At 69.0% G+C, this 13,073-nt stretch carries 12 protein-coding genes and 5 pseudogenes; 9 read left to right on the top strand and 8 right to left on the bottom strand.

The window, feature by feature from the left end:
- Positions 1–191: 191 nt before the first annotated feature.
- A pseudogene (locus HNR57_RS40930) lies at positions 192–260 on the top strand (transposase); the annotation flags it as partial.
- 25 nt (positions 261–285) lie between these two features.
- Here the strand turns inward: HNR57_RS40930 and HNR57_RS26735 are convergent.
- Positions 286–390 (bottom strand): annotated as a pseudogene (locus tag HNR57_RS26735) (IS5 family transposase); the annotation flags it as partial.
- 11 nt (positions 391–401) lie between these two features.
- On the opposite strand from HNR57_RS26735, the pseudogene HNR57_RS39780 reads away from it, so the two are divergent.
- Positions 402–768: pseudogene (locus HNR57_RS39780) on the top strand (transposase); the annotation flags it as partial.
- A 16-nt stretch (positions 769–784) separates the two neighbouring features.
- Here the strand turns inward: HNR57_RS39780 and HNR57_RS26725 are convergent.
- The gene (locus HNR57_RS26725; RefSeq protein WP_184563633.1) at positions 785–1,006 is read right to left on the bottom strand and encodes a hypothetical protein; all 222 of its coding nucleotides are present in this window, start codon (positions 1,004–1,006) and stop codon (positions 785–787) included.
- A 1,052-nt stretch (positions 1,007–2,058) separates the two neighbouring features.
- On the opposite strand from HNR57_RS26725, the gene HNR57_RS26720 reads away from it, so the two are divergent.
- The 3 genes from HNR57_RS26720 (at position 2,059) to HNR57_RS26715 (ending at position 3,620) form a co-directional block, all read left to right on the top strand.
- Positions 2,059–2,562 carry a GNAT family N-acetyltransferase gene (locus tag HNR57_RS26720; RefSeq protein ID WP_073492597.1) on the top strand — a complete coding sequence of 168 codons (504 nt, stop codon included), beginning with the start codon at positions 2,059–2,061 and terminating at the stop codon, positions 2,560–2,562.
- A gap of 158 nt (positions 2,563–2,720) precedes the next feature.
- Positions 2,721–2,975, top strand: a complete 255-nt coding sequence (locus tag HNR57_RS39775; protein WP_246554952.1) for a transposase — start codon at positions 2,721–2,723, stop codon at positions 2,973–2,975.
- Positions 2,976–2,981: 6 nt separating this feature from the next.
- Entirely contained in the window at positions 2,982–3,620 is a 639-nt protein-coding gene (locus HNR57_RS26715) for a transposase (RefSeq protein ID WP_246554950.1), read from the top strand.
- Here the strand turns inward: HNR57_RS26715 and HNR57_RS26710 are convergent.
- The 4 genes from HNR57_RS26710 to HNR57_RS26695 all read right to left on the bottom strand — a co-directional run bounded on the left by HNR57_RS26710 (position 3,568) and on the right by HNR57_RS26695 (position 6,639).
- The gene (locus HNR57_RS26710) at positions 3,568–4,092 is read right to left on the bottom strand and encodes a hypothetical protein (RefSeq protein ID WP_246554949.1); all 525 of its coding nucleotides are present in this window, start codon (positions 4,090–4,092) and stop codon (positions 3,568–3,570) included. The genes HNR57_RS26715 and HNR57_RS26710 overlap by 53 nt on opposite strands.
- A 233-nt stretch (positions 4,093–4,325) precedes the next feature.
- A complete protein-coding gene (locus HNR57_RS26705) occupies positions 4,326–4,949 on the bottom strand; it encodes a hypothetical protein (protein WP_221343019.1) in 624 nt (207 codons plus the stop codon).
- Between the two features lie 10 nt (positions 4,950–4,959).
- Entirely contained in the window at positions 4,960–5,280 is a 321-nt protein-coding gene (locus tag HNR57_RS40640; RefSeq protein ID WP_313674835.1) for a NucA/NucB deoxyribonuclease domain-containing protein, read from the bottom strand.
- 156 nt (positions 5,281–5,436) lie between these two features.
- Positions 5,437–6,639 (bottom strand): heparin lyase I family protein, encoded by a 1,203-nt coding sequence (locus HNR57_RS26695; RefSeq protein WP_184563631.1) that lies wholly within the window; start codon positions 6,637–6,639, stop codon positions 5,437–5,439.
- Positions 6,640–7,204: 565 nt separating this feature from the next.
- Here HNR57_RS26695 and HNR57_RS26690 point away from each other — a divergent pair.
- The gene (locus HNR57_RS26690) at positions 7,205–7,798 is read left to right on the top strand and encodes a hypothetical protein (RefSeq protein WP_184563778.1); all 594 of its coding nucleotides are present in this window, start codon (positions 7,205–7,207) and stop codon (positions 7,796–7,798) included.
- On the opposite strand, the pseudogene HNR57_RS39770 reads toward HNR57_RS26690, so the two are convergent.
- Positions 7,767–8,406: pseudogene (locus HNR57_RS39770) on the bottom strand (hypothetical protein); the annotation flags it as partial. The gene HNR57_RS26690 and the pseudogene HNR57_RS39770 overlap by 32 nt on opposite strands.
- A gap of 372 nt (positions 8,407–8,778) precedes the next feature.
- On the opposite strand from HNR57_RS39770, the gene HNR57_RS26685 reads away from it, so the two are divergent.
- Complete coding sequence (locus HNR57_RS26685; protein WP_184563623.1) at positions 8,779–9,303, top strand: hypothetical protein; 525 nt, start codon at positions 8,779–8,781, stop codon at positions 9,301–9,303.
- A 402-nt stretch (positions 9,304–9,705) separates the two neighbouring features.
- Here HNR57_RS26685 and HNR57_RS40925 read toward each other — a convergent pair.
- Positions 9,706–10,025: pseudogene (locus HNR57_RS40925) on the bottom strand (hypothetical protein); the annotation flags it as partial.
- Between the two features lie 136 nt (positions 10,026–10,161).
- On the opposite strand from HNR57_RS40925, the gene HNR57_RS26675 reads away from it, so the two are divergent.
- Positions 10,162–11,916, top strand: a complete 1,755-nt coding sequence (locus tag HNR57_RS26675) for an ankyrin repeat domain-containing protein (protein WP_184563621.1) — start codon at positions 10,162–10,164, stop codon at positions 11,914–11,916.
- A 365-nt stretch (positions 11,917–12,281) separates the two neighbouring features.
- Positions 12,282–13,022, top strand: coding sequence for a class I SAM-dependent methyltransferase (locus HNR57_RS26670; protein WP_184563619.1), 741 nt, complete (start codon positions 12,282–12,284; stop codon positions 13,020–13,022).
- Positions 13,023–13,073 lie beyond the last annotated feature (51 nt).

Below are 13,073 nucleotides of genomic sequence, written 5' to 3'. Positions count from 1 at the left end.
AATCGACCAACAGCCGCGCACCAGCTACCCCGGCCGGTACAGCCATTCCGAATTCCACGCACTCAGCAGTGACTGGGTTCCTGAGCGGAAGGCGGTGGCCCGGGCTCCGACGCGGTCGGTGCCGATGCCGTGCGGAGGTGTTCAGGACGGCTTGGTGAGCACGCGGGCGCGGCCGCCGGAGACGGTTGTGCTGGGTCGTCGCGGTCGATTCCACAATCGTGCGCGCCCATCAGCACGCGGCCGGGGCCCGCAAAAAGGGGCCCCGGCCACCGAGCCCGGCCACCAATCATTCGCCTGACCGGGCGTGAGGACAAAGCACAGCGGTCGGCAACGGCTGTCCGCGGCAAGGTGGATCTTTGTCGTCAGCCCACCGCGGGAGCGCCCGATCGCGTGCGCCCGCGTTCGAGCACGTCATGGCCGCGCTGCGCGTGCCCAGAGCGATCGGCCGACCACGCACGCGGCCCCTGGTGGTCCTGGCGGACCGGGCCTACTCGTCCCGGGCCACCCACCCACACCTACGCAGGCGAGGAATCCGGGCGGTGATTCCCCAACCGGCCGATCAAGTCGCCAACCGCAAGCGCAAAGGCCGCCGAGGAGGCCGTCCACCTTCGTTCGACCGCCGAGGCCTACAAACGACGCAACACCGTCGAACGCTGCATCAACCGCTTGAAGAACTGGCGCGGCCTGGCAACCCGCTACGAGAAGACCGCCACCGTCTTTCGAGCCGGACTTCATATCGCCGGCATCTTCATCTGGTCCGCCCGCTGAACCAGGGACCCGAGAATCAGTTCCAAGGTTCCCGGTAGGGGTTTTCGCCCAGCAGCTTCGCTGCGGCCACGCAGAGGTCTTCTCCGAAGAGCTGATTGCTGCCCCATTCGGCCCCCCACAGGTCGGACGCGGCCTGCGCCACAGCGCGCCAGGAGTAGTCCTCATCGCATCGCCACGTGCGGATCTGAGCAGCCATCTCCGGTGTGATCGTCGCCGGATCAACTGTGTTGTGTGTCATCCCAGCGACCCTAGGGACGTTGGGGAGAAGGTGGCCACCGGATTGCGACCTCGCCCGCCCGGCGGACAGGCCCGGGACTTCGCCCTAAGGAATCTGCAGGCGCCCAACCTCGGGGCATTCCCAGCCCCAGGAGCAGGGAGTGCCATCCGGGAACCGTCAAGATCCGAAAGAGAGGACCTAGCTCCTTTCCTGATCGGTGGGCGCCGCTGCGTGCGCCTAGTCACCACTCGCGTTCCTGGCATCCTGCCCTCCGGCATGAAATCTTCAGGTCGATGAGATGTCCGCTGTGCAAGCCCGGCTGGTGCTCACCTGGGAGCTGCCATCCCTGCCCGACAGGCTCGTTGAGTCTCTGCTCAAGGCAACCGGTCGGTGGCCCCTGCTGCTACGGCTGACCAACCAACTCATCGTTCGACAGGTGGCTACCGGGGCGGCCCCGGTCACAGCCGCCGAAGAGGCATTGCGGGCCCTTCGCGTGCAAGGGCCCGCCGTCGTCGACCCGGCGTATGTCCTGGATCCAGACGATCCTGTGGAGCGTAGGAAGGCCGTGGAGGCAATGGTAGAGGCCGCCGCCTTGCTAACCGAGTACCAGCAGACCTGCGCCAAGACCACCCACCGGCGAAACGCCACGCGCGCCGCCGTGCTCAACGGCATCAGCAACGCCTACACCGCCCCGGGGCACGCCCTGAACCGGCCGACCGGCGTACCCGGAACCAGGAGAGAACCGCGCTGCCGGTGTGCCACGGTCACGGCAGCCACGCCCTTAGCCGAAAGCCGTCAGTCGCCGTCGCGGGAGATCCACCGGCCTATACCGGTCCAGACCGGCTCGGCCGCCTCCTCCGACACCGCTCCGTTGAGGCCGTCGAGGCCGGCGCCACCCACTGGAGCACCCGCTGACCTTAGAAGCCGTTGCTGTACCCATCATGGAGTCTGTCGATCGAACGGGAGTCTCGATCGGGGGAGCGCGGGCCCTGCCCAGCATGAGAACAGGGCCTGGCGGTATGCGGGGATAATCCAGGGGATCGGACGGCCGCGCGCTGCTACGGTCGGGCGCCATGAGCTGGCTTCCCGATGACTTCGTCCACCCCGTCCTGGTACCGCTGCCGGGCGGTGGTCACCACCTGCGGCCGATCCGGGAGGCGGACACCCCGCTCGACTATCCGGCTGTGATGGGTTCGCGTGAGCGGCTGTGGACCATCTTCGGCCCGGCCTGGGGCTGGCCCGCGGCCACCATGACCTACGAGGCCGACCAGGCCGACCTGTTGCGGCACGAGAAGGAGATCGCCGCACACCAGTCCTTCAACTACGCGCTGTTCGACGCGGCGGAGACAGCTCTGCTCGGCTGTGTCTACATCGACCCACCGGAGAGGGCCGGCGCGGACGGCGAAATCTCCTGGTGGGTGGTGGACGAGCTGGTGGGCAGCAAGGTCGAGCAGGCCCTCGACGCGCTGGTGCCGCAGTGGATCGCCGCCGACTGGCCGTTCGAGCAGCCGCGCTTCCTCGGCCGCGAGATCTCCTGGTCGGACTGGCTCGCCCTGCCGGAGCATCCCGACACGTAAGTGGTTGTTGCTCGTCCGATCCCGAAGGCTGTCGATCGAACGGGAGTCTCGATCGGGTGACTGCGGCGGTTCCGCGCGTGAAAGCAGGGCCTCCTGGTGGCGCGGGGGTGCGATCCCATTCCGAGTGGTTTCCGGAGGCCCTGTTGTCTTTGTTGTACGTGCCCGAGCACGTTGACTTCAACTCGCCCGCCGTGTCGTGCGATTGCCTCGCGCACGTGTACGGCAACGCGGCCGACCATGCGGACCGGGTACGCCGGTACCCGTCGGACATGACGGACGCGGAGTGGGCGGCCGTCCGGCCGTTGCTGCCCGTGCCGGCCTGGTTCCAGGGGCGGGGTGGACGGCCCGAGGGCTACTGCCACCGGCAGCTGTTGGACGCGATCCGCTACCTGGTCGCGGGCGGGATCTCATGACGGGCGATGCCCGCCGACTTCCCCGCATGGGCCCGGGTCTACGCCTTCTTCCGCCGCTGGCCCGAGCACGGGCTGATCGCCGAGTTCCACGACCGGCTGCGCGGACGGGTGCGTGAGCGCGAGTGCCATGAGGCCGAGCCCACGGCGGGGATCATCGACGCGCAGTCGGTGCGGGCCGCCGCGACGGTGCCGGCCGCCTCACGCGGCTACGACGGCGGGAAGAAGGTGCCGGGCCGCAAGCGGCACATCGTGACCGACGCCCTCGGCCTGCTCCTGGCCGTCGCGGTCACCGCCGCGAACATCGGCGACCGGGACGCCGCGGCGGGCCTGCTGGTGCTGCGCCGTCTGCACCGCGACATCACCCTCATGTGGGCCGACGGCGGCTACACCGGCTCCGTCGTCGGCTGGTGCCGGGACAAACTCGCCCTGACCTTGGAGATCGTCAAGCGCACCGACGACATGGCAGGGTTCGTGGTGCTGCCGAGGCGCTGTGGCCGAGCGCACGTTCGCGTGGCTGATGAACTCCCGCCTCTGGCCCGGGACTACGAGACTCTGCCCGCCACCAGCGAGGCGATGATCCGGTGGTCGATGGTCACGCGGATGAGCCGGCGTCTGGGGCGGCCACGGTCCGCCGGCCGGCACTGAACGCCCCCGACGCCTCCAGGAGGAGCCACCCGCGCTCCGCCAGGCGCCGGGCTTTCGACCGCCCCTCGACCTTCGCCGGCGTCACGTCAAGGTCCAGCTCCACCGCGATCTCCTTGGCCCGAAGCGGTCCGTGACCCATGGATCGCTGCTGTTCCAGCACGCCCAGAATGCACTGATAGTCCGGCGCCAGAACCGTCACCGGCAGCCCTTCCCGCCAGGGCGGCACCGTCGAGCCCGGCACCGGCGCGAGTGACAGCACCGCTTTCTCCTCGGCCTCGGTCCCGGCGGTGGTCTCGGCAGCCGAGGTTGCCAGGGCCTCGACCAGCTCTTCCCGCGCGATCACCCGCCGGTCCAGCTTGATCTCGGCGGCCTCGAACGCCTCAGCCAACCGGACGACTTCCTCCCGTAGCCCTTCCACCCGCACACGGGCCGCTGTCTCCCGCTCCTCCAGCATTCCCAGCACCGACGCCATCGCGCACCCCTCGCTCACGGAGCGGAAACTAGACTCCGGATGCATCTCTCATTCCGAGCTACACCATGCCTGACCAGCAGAAATCAAGGATCACGCTCGGTTGAGATACGGCTTCTTAGTTGCCCTCGCAACGGCACTGCGCAGTGCCGTTGCGAGGGCAACTGACGTGGAAATCCGACGTTCTCCGGTTGGGCCAGCACAGCTGTCCCAACCAGAAGGGGCGCTGATCGCGGTCAGGAGTAGTCGCCGCGTCCGGCCCTGCGCAGGATGTCGCGTTCCCGGCCGATCTGGGTGTCGAGTGAGTCCTCGTGGTCGACGACGATGGTGTCTTCGGCAGGCTGGGCTCTTACCTGGGCCCCGTAGGTGTCTGTCGGCTGCACCAGGAGAGCGTCCTGGGGTGCGGCGGGCCAGCTCTGGATCAGATACGACTCCACGGCTTCGTCCAGCGTCGTCTGGTCGACGGCCCTGTCGCGGCCGCGCGCGTGGACGCGCAGCCGGTAGGAGCCGGGACCCTGGTGAGCCAGCGAGGGCAGATCCGCAGGGTCATCCATGGAAGACGTCACGAACAGTTCCCCCGACGGGGAGTTGCAGGAGATCTCAGCGATCTCCTCCCAGCCCTGGGCGGGGTTGGGCCGCTTCGAGTGCGGCTCGACGGTGACGTGGACGTCTCCGGTGTGGATCCCGGTGGTCACCTCGATGGCTCCGCCGTCGGCGGCCACCAGGCCGGTGTGGCTTGCGTCCGGGTCGTCGGCCACAGGCCCTTGCGGGTCCGTGATCTGGAAAAGGTGGTACTCGGCGTGCACCAGGGCTGTGCCTGTACGGGCTGGCTCGTTCACGGTGGCCTCGTTGGGTCTCATATGGCTTGGGCTACCTGATCCGTACCAGGAACCGGTCGCCTTCCAGGACGCGGCTGTAGGTGTAGAAGCCCTTGAGCTCCTTGCCCGCATCGGTGTTCTGCCTGGCATTGATCATGCAGCAGCTGAATTCACCGCCGCTGTGTTTGGCGCCCTGCCAGGTGCCGGCGAAGGGGTACTCGTCGCAGGACTTACCCGGCGGGCGTACCAGGCTCGACGGGCACGCCTTCTCCCGGTTCTGGTCGATCTTCCTGCGTTCGGTGAGCCGTGTCAGGAAGTTCGTGGTGCCGTACCTCCCCGGGATCGTGTTGATGTCGCCCGTGTCGGCGGCCACCTCAAACAGCGTGCCGCCGCCAGCAGATGAGGACACTGGCGACGCCACGAAGGCAAGAAGGCGTTCGGCCTTACACTCGTACCGGCAGTGCAGGGGCCCGTCGTGAGCGCTGGACCAGACTCCATACCGAGTCGTCGAGGTAGCCCGGGGGGCCGGTCAGAGGCTCAGGGGGCTCGTTTCGGTGATGCTCGCCCAGTCGTTCTCGGGGTTCGCCCAGAAGGAGATCTTCAGGTAGCGGACGTCCACGGGCCCCGTGGTGAAAAGGACGGTCTCGAGCGCGGTGGTCGTCCCCGAGCTGCGACCTTCCCACACCTTGGTGTAGGAGACGCCATCCGGCGAGGCGTGGATGGTGTAGTCGTTCCACCGCAGGTCACCGCGGTGCCAGGCCACCCTCGCGCCGCACAGTTGGCGTGGCGCGCCGGTGTCGAGGATCAGCGCGGCGCCGAAGCCCTGACCGGACCAACGGGTCGCCAGATCGCCGTCGACGGCGTTGGCGGGCGGGTTCGCCGCCTCGTGGGTGGTGGCGGTCGCGGAGGTCACCGGCGCGGCCCGCGTGCAAGTCCGCTGCGGTGCGACGTCAGCGTGGACGGCGCGCTCATCGCCCAGGCGCAGGGCGTCGTAATACATCACGCGCTGGGTGGTGCTGGAGGGGGCGCCGGTGTTCCAGTCCCACTTGTAGATGCCGAACTTGAAGTAGGGCGAGCGCGGGCCGCCGCCGTGGGTCGCGCCGGTACGGTTCACGACACGTTCGCCGTTCTTCCAGACCTGCAGCACGCCGCTGCTGTCAGTGCGCCAGGTGACATGGAATACCCAGTCCACCCAGACACCTGTGGTATAGGCACCCAGATCGAGGAACTGGCCGCGGAAGTCGATCTTCCAGCGCCCTTCGTCGGTCAGGAGCGCCAGGGGTGGTGAGCCGCCCGGGCAGCCGGCGTCGCACTGGTGCCACTGGCTGACGATCTCGGCCGAGGTGTCATAGGCCCAGCTCGATGCCAGATTGATGCTGAAGCCGTACCACCGCTCGGCGTTCGCCGGCTGCTCGTCGCGCTGCGATATCTCCGCCCGTTTGCTGCTGGAGACGACCGGATCGGTCTTGCGCAGCTCGAACCGGGCCGCGTGGGAGCCCTCGCGCGTGGGGCCGGTGACGTTGGTGGCGCCGTATGTAGTGCCCCACTGCTTGAGGAAAGTGGCGGGGGCCGTGGCAGGGAGCGTGCGGTCGGCCGCCTGTTCCCAGTCGAGGGTGCGCAGGACACCGATGGGGTCGGACGCCGCCGGCTGTGCGGGCGATAACGCCAGTGCTGCACTCAACACGGACGTGACGACGGCCAGGAGCCAGATTCTGGGGCGCGATCGTTTCATGGTGTCACTCCTCAGGGGGGCGCTGAACGGACCGTCGCGGGTGCGCGACGGTCCGATTGCGGGCCCGACTCTCCCCCGGGGAGGAGATTCGGGCAAGAGCCGGCAACACGGCGCGCGGAGGCACCCGGGCCCTGGCCCGCACCCCCGACCAATAGCCCACACCGCCACCGACGAAGGCCGTAGGCGATACACAACGCCGAGTAGACGACGGGGCGCAGCGACCGTCACAGCGCCACTACCAGCAGGGCGCCCGAGCAGGTCCCGACCGCCCTCCGCACCCCCTCCGCCGATCAACCGGCAACGACGAAGACGTCTGGTGGGCTCTCAACTGCGAGACCAGCGGCACTACTTATCCGGAGCCTTCGCGCGCTCGGCGCACGTCCGCTCAGCGGATGCCGGGACTGATCCAGCGGGCACAGCAGGTGAACGAAGCGGCTATGGTCGGCTCTCGCCGCAGTGGGTCCTGCCCTCGCCTGCCGGACCGACGCCCCGATGGCCCGGGCGTTCGGAGTGTCCATCAGCCACAGCGCCGTCTCGCGGCTAAATCCCGGATGGGCTGGACCTCGTGGCCGCCGCCGCGCTGCCGGTGGCCATCACAGCCATCACGGCTCTCCGCCTGATCCGCATGGCCGCTGCAGACCTGGCCATGGCACCCTGGCAGCGCCCCCGGGACGCCGACCTGGTCCAGTTGGGCCTGGACGCCCTGATGACCGACATCGAGGCTCCCTCGCTTCCCCTGCTGGCCGGCCTCGCGCGTGGTGAGTATCCCCAGGCCCGAGAGCTGTTCGACCTTGTGCTGGAAGAGCTGGATCTGCTGCCGCCGACCTCAGACGATCTTGCCAAGGCGCGATGGACCGCTGCCCAGTGGTGGGCCGGCCAGATCGTGACGTGCCAACTCGATCCCGTGCACGGAGCGAAGCTGATCTACGAGGAAGCAGCAGCCGAACTCGACTACCCGACGCGCTGTAACCCATCGTTGATCTGGCGAGAGCGCCCGACCTGCCGAACGATCAACCTCCGGCCCAGCAGCACATCCGCGACCGGATCACCTCCGCGGCGCGAGACTTTCTCGCCACACAAGAGCACCCGAACCAGAACCCGAGATTGGGCAGTAGATGCCGGCCAAGCTAGAAGAGGCCAGCCGAGGTGCTCTGCGTGAGGTTCCCGAGAATCGTGCGCAGCCACGGGTTGCGCACGGCTGGTAGCCGGACCAAGGAACGTTCCCCGGTCGACCCGAAACTGCTGCGTGGGGAGGAGTGGGGGCGGATCGTCGCGGAAGGCCTCTTGGGCTATGCGACTGATGCGGGAACCGGCAAGTTCGGTTCGGGAGAGACCAGCCACAGCCATACCCCCAGCGGTAGGGGCACCAGGTATACCGACGCGGTCCGGCCGGCGGGGGTCCAGATCCGGCCCGTCTGGGGATGGACTGGTACGAGGAGGATGTCGGCGCCCGCATCCGGGGAGATCTGTCCCGGCCCCGGCCAGGACAGCGCGCCGCTTCGGGGTGCCTGCCGGCAGCAGAGTGTCGAGCGCGCGTTGGAACACCTCTGCGGTCAGACCGTCCGGGACCTTCACCGGCTGCCCTTGGGAGGCGACCAGAAGGTGAGCGAGCGCCTGGCCGGCTGTCGCCTCCCACTGCGGGCTCCACGACCATGGTTGGTTCGCCCCCTGTCGTCCTCCCCACGCGGCAATCGGCTCGGACGGGGGCGTTTTCTCCCCCGCCGCTGCCAACTCCACCCAGGAGAGAGGCGCAGGATGGACACCGTCCCAGTGGAGTATCAACGCGGCGCAAGCACGCGGATAGGCGAGCGGGCCCCGGACCGTATCGGTCCGAGACGCGCGTGGTGTTCGCTCTCTACAGCTTCAGGTGTTCGGTGTCGGTGGAGCGGACCTCGCCCAGGCTCCCGGTGCGGCCGCCGCCGTCCTGAAGTACACCTCTCGCAGCGCGTCGGTGACTTACGGATTGCGTACAAGCCGAGGGGACCAGCGCGACCAGCACTGGGAGGCGTCGATCCGCTCGGGCGCGTGCCCAGCCGCCGCCTGTGAGCGCGGCCACGAACTGCCTCCATGAGCGGGAGAACGCGGGGTATCCGAAAGGCGACGACGCTGTCCCGACTCCCCCTCGAGGAGGTCCGCGCTGTGCTCTCACTCAGGCGCTTACTCGACCGCAGTCTGACCGCGCAGGCGATTCTGGTCTTTCTGCTGGGGCTGGGCATCACGGCCCTGCTCCGCAGGGACGAGCACCCGGCTGTCTGGGTGTTCCAGAGCGCTCTCTACACCGGGGTCGCCGTCGCGGTCCTGGCCGTCCAGCGCCGCCGGGCCGCCCGCGCTGTGGGCACCGACGCGGGCGGACTCGCCGATCTGAACCGCAAAATCCGTCACCAGGACGTGCCGCAGGACCCCCAGGAGCAGGCGGCCATGCGACGGCTGGTCACCGAGCAGCTAGGCCAGGTGGAGCGGGCGGGCAAGTGGCTGCCGTACTGGCTCGGCGCCATGGGCCTCGTCGCGGTCGGCATGATCGTCCTGGGGGTCTTCAGCGGCTCTCTCGTCTTCCCCCTTCTCTTCACGGTCGGCATGGTCGCGCTGTGCTCCTGGGTCCTGTGGATGCGCCGCCGTTCCCTTCACCGCCTGCGCTGGATGCACCAAGCCCTGCAACTGCAGTGAACGGCCAGAAAGGGCGGGGACGGTGGGCGAGCCCGGCGACATCGGCGGCCTTGCGATGCGGTGAACTGGTCTGCGTTCGCGTGGCGGGGTATCGGCAGGGGGCGCGCAAGGTCACGCCCCGGATTGGTACGAGGAGATCTACGAGCGCCAGCGCAAAGCGCACTCCTCGCGCCGCATCCGCGTCGAGCATGGGATCGCTCACCTGAAGAACTGGCGGGCCAGGGCCCGGCACCTCAGCCGCCGCGAGCACATGAGCGACACCGTCCAAGCCATCGCCGGCCTGCTGTCCCACCAACAGATGACGGACCAGAAATCGGAGCTCGTCAGTGCTTCGTCCGGCTCTTGAGCACCGCTGCCCGGGACAGCCCTTGGGCCGTTCCGGGCAGAGACGGGCACAGGAGGTTACGGGACAATGAGGTAGGCGCGTTCGATCGTCTGGACGAGTGTGTTGCCGTTACGGTCCTTGAGCTCGGCGCGTAGGGAGACCGATCCTGCCTTCACCGGGTGCTTCAGCGGGAGGTGCGTGCCGCCGACGGCTCTGGCGGGCTGCCAGGTGCGCACCGACCACTTCACGTCGTTGTCGAGGATGTACTCGGTGCTCGGAACGGGAGTTCCCCTCGCATGTCGGTGAAACCGGGCCCTAGGTCGCCGTCTGGCAGGTGCGGGGTCACCTCCGCCTGGACGCGCCGGCCGTCGACCGCCTCGCCGACCTGGAGATCGATTATGCGGGCCGTCGACCAGACACCGCCGATCGTCATGGCGACCGCCCGGGTGAAAGGAGGGCGAGTACGTGCTCGTGGTGCCCGACGAGTCGGACGAGATCCCCTCACTGTCAGACCCCTCTGTCACGATCGGTGCATGGGATTCTTCGACGATCTGGTGTTACCGGAGGAACCGGCCGCCGAGCGGACGGCATTGGTCCGGCTGGGCCCGCCGGAAGAGGACGCCGGGCGGTACGGGCCGCCGGCTGACTGGTTCGCTCCTGCGCTGCTGTCGCAGCTTGAGGTGCTCGGCGCCGGTCCGCACACGAAGGTGCTGCTCACGGGATGGTCCGTGTGGCCGCAAGCAGTCACCCTGCACCTGGCGGTCTTCCGTAGGACCCGCCAGCACAGCGCGGCTGGGGGGCGGCAGTCCGGGTTGCGGGTGGGCCTGCTGTTCTCCGACGGCCGCCGGGTGACCTCGCTGGACGGCACGACGGACCAGAGTGTGGAGATCACCGGTTCGCAGGGACAGGTGACCGTGGCATCGACACCGCAAGCGGTCGGACTGATACCGCTGGATCCCGGCTTGCACCATTCCCGCCGGTCCCTCTTCAAGACCGACGTGGACCTGTATCTGCCGGAGCTGCCACCCGCCGGAGGGGCGCAGCTGGTGGTGGAGTGGCCGGACGAGGGGATTGCCGAGACCAGCGCCTCGGTCGACGTGGCGGCCCTCCATGCCGCCTCGGCGCGGGCGCTCGAGGTCTGGCCGGCGCTCGAGGCGCCGGATCCGTCGGAGCAGCCGAGCTCCTTCGGGTACATGGAGGTGAGCGGACCGCCTGCTTTCCTGGCGCCGCCCCTGACTCGGCACCAGCGCGAGATGCTGCGTCGCCAGGAGGAAGCCCGCAGGCGCTATGTGCCGCGGGCCGACTGGCAGCAACTGGGTTACCAGGACTGGGCGGACGCGGCCCTGATCCGTGCTCGGCTGGACGCAGGGGCACCGCCCGACGCCCGCGTCGGATGGCGTGGCACCACTCCGCTGCATCTGACGGCAGAACAAGGGGCAGCGGAGGCGGTCGCCGCGCTTTTGTCGCATCATGCGGAGGTCGACGCAGGCGACGACGACGGACACACACCTTTGTGGTACGCCGCTTGCAGCGTGGACGAGGGCAGTGTCCAAGCGCTGATCGACGCCGGGGCCGATGTGTGGACGCCGCAGAGCGGACCCTGGTCCCCGGGCCGGTTGCTGCTGACCACGTCGCTCGCGCCACTCGTCGCGTATCTGCCTGACGCGGTGGAGCTGCCCGCCGAGGAAGCCGCGGCGTTCGCAGCGGCGGACGCGCTCATCGCGGCCTTCGGCGAGCAGGAGCTGTGGACCGAAGGACTCGGCATCTGCTTCGTGGCGGGCCTGAGCGAGGACGAGGTGATCCGGCGGCTCGGCGCCGACCCCGCGCAGTGCCCCAGAGCAGACTCCGAGCACGCCCCCTTCGATCCGATGGACTACGACGAGTCCCTCCGCTATGTGGGCGTGACGAGCGTGCCCGGGGCCCCTGGCGGCTGCGTGATCACGCAGGAGGGCTATATGCCGAGCGACGACGCCGTTCTGCGGGCGATATCGGCGGGTACCGCCGCCTACGGCATCTACTTCAACCCCAAGGGCGGGACATTCGGCACCCTGGCCCGCGACGGCGAAGTCGTCGAGCACGAGGAGATAGGACTCCATCCGGACAGGCCCGACCCGGCCACGTACTGGCACTTCCGCTTTTGGCAGCGCCGGTCCGACTTCCCCCACGACGCCGACACACTCGCCTACGCCTGTGCCGCGGCCGGGCTGAGGATCCACGACGGCCAGGAAGCCATGGATCGTGGCGCCCCGCGCCGTTGGGTGCCGCTGCCTTCGCAACTCCAGCGCTGAGGCCCCGAGCCGTGGGCCGGGGAGACTTCATGCCCAGGGAGGCAAGAGTTCCGTCTGGCCCCGCGCGGCGTGAAGGCGATCGAGCCCTGCCAGCCGACGCGAGAGTTCTCCCACCGCCGAAGTTGGAGAAGTCGATCGGGTACGACACCGGGGCCGCGGCACGCTCCTGCGGGGTGCCGCCCGGCCAGGACTCAGTTCGAAGCGGAGCGTATAGGTCACGGCCGACCGCCCCCTCCCCCGGCTTCCAGCGCCACCTAGGGCTCGTCCGGCGAATCATGGGCCGATCCAGGGCCGGACCGAGGCGAGAGCCGGCCAGTGCCCTAATCGTGTTGACCGCCCCCGGCAGGCAGTGCTGGAGTCGGCACGTGGACAGTATCCCCGCCAACCGGCGGCTCTGGAACCGGATCAGCAGCGCCTACCAGCACAAGCACGACCCGCAGATCGGCGCGACACCCCGGCTGTGGGGCATGTACTCCATCCCCGACGCGCACCTGCACGCCCTGGGCGACGTCACCGGCAAGCGCGTCCTCGAACTCGGCTGCGGCGCCGGCCAGTGGTCCAGGGCGCTCGCCGCCGAGGGGGCCAGCGTGGTCGGGCTCGACTTGTCCGAGGCCCAACTCGCCGCAGCGGCCCGCGCGATGGGAGCGGCCCGCTACCCGCTGGTGCAAGGCGCCGCCGAACAACTCCCCTTCGCCGCCGACAGCTTCGACCTGGTGTTCTGCGACTTCGGTGGGCTCAGCTGGGCGCCCCCGCACCTGGCCGTCCCGCAGGCCGCACGCGTCTTGGGCCCAGGCGGGCGCCTGGTGTTCAACGTCGCCAGCCCGTGGTTCGAAGCGTGCTACGACGAAGCCGCCAGCCGCGTGACCACGACGCTGCAGCAGGACTACTTCGGGCTGGACACCATCGCCGAGGACGACGGCGCGACCAGCTATCAGCTCACCTACGGCGGCTGGGTCAAGGTCCTGCGCGGCGCGGGTCTCATCATCGACGACCTCATCGAGCCGCGGCCCGACCTCGGAACACCCAACGGCTACAACGAAACCGACCCACCCGACTGGGCGCACCGCTGGCCGGCGGAACTGCTCTGGGTCACCCACAAACCGTAAGTTCCGCCGCGCCGAGACGTGAAGGCATCCCCTCGCCGGGCAGGCCTGGGG

Origin of the sequence: Streptomyces paradoxus (assembly GCF_014202475.1) — a bacterium.
GTDB classification, from domain to species: Bacteria; Actinomycetota; Actinomycetes; order Streptomycetales; family Streptomycetaceae; genus Streptomyces; species Streptomyces paradoxus.
The sequence above is the reverse complement of the archived record's forward strand: the minus strand, read 5'-3'. Positions and strand labels throughout refer to the sequence as shown.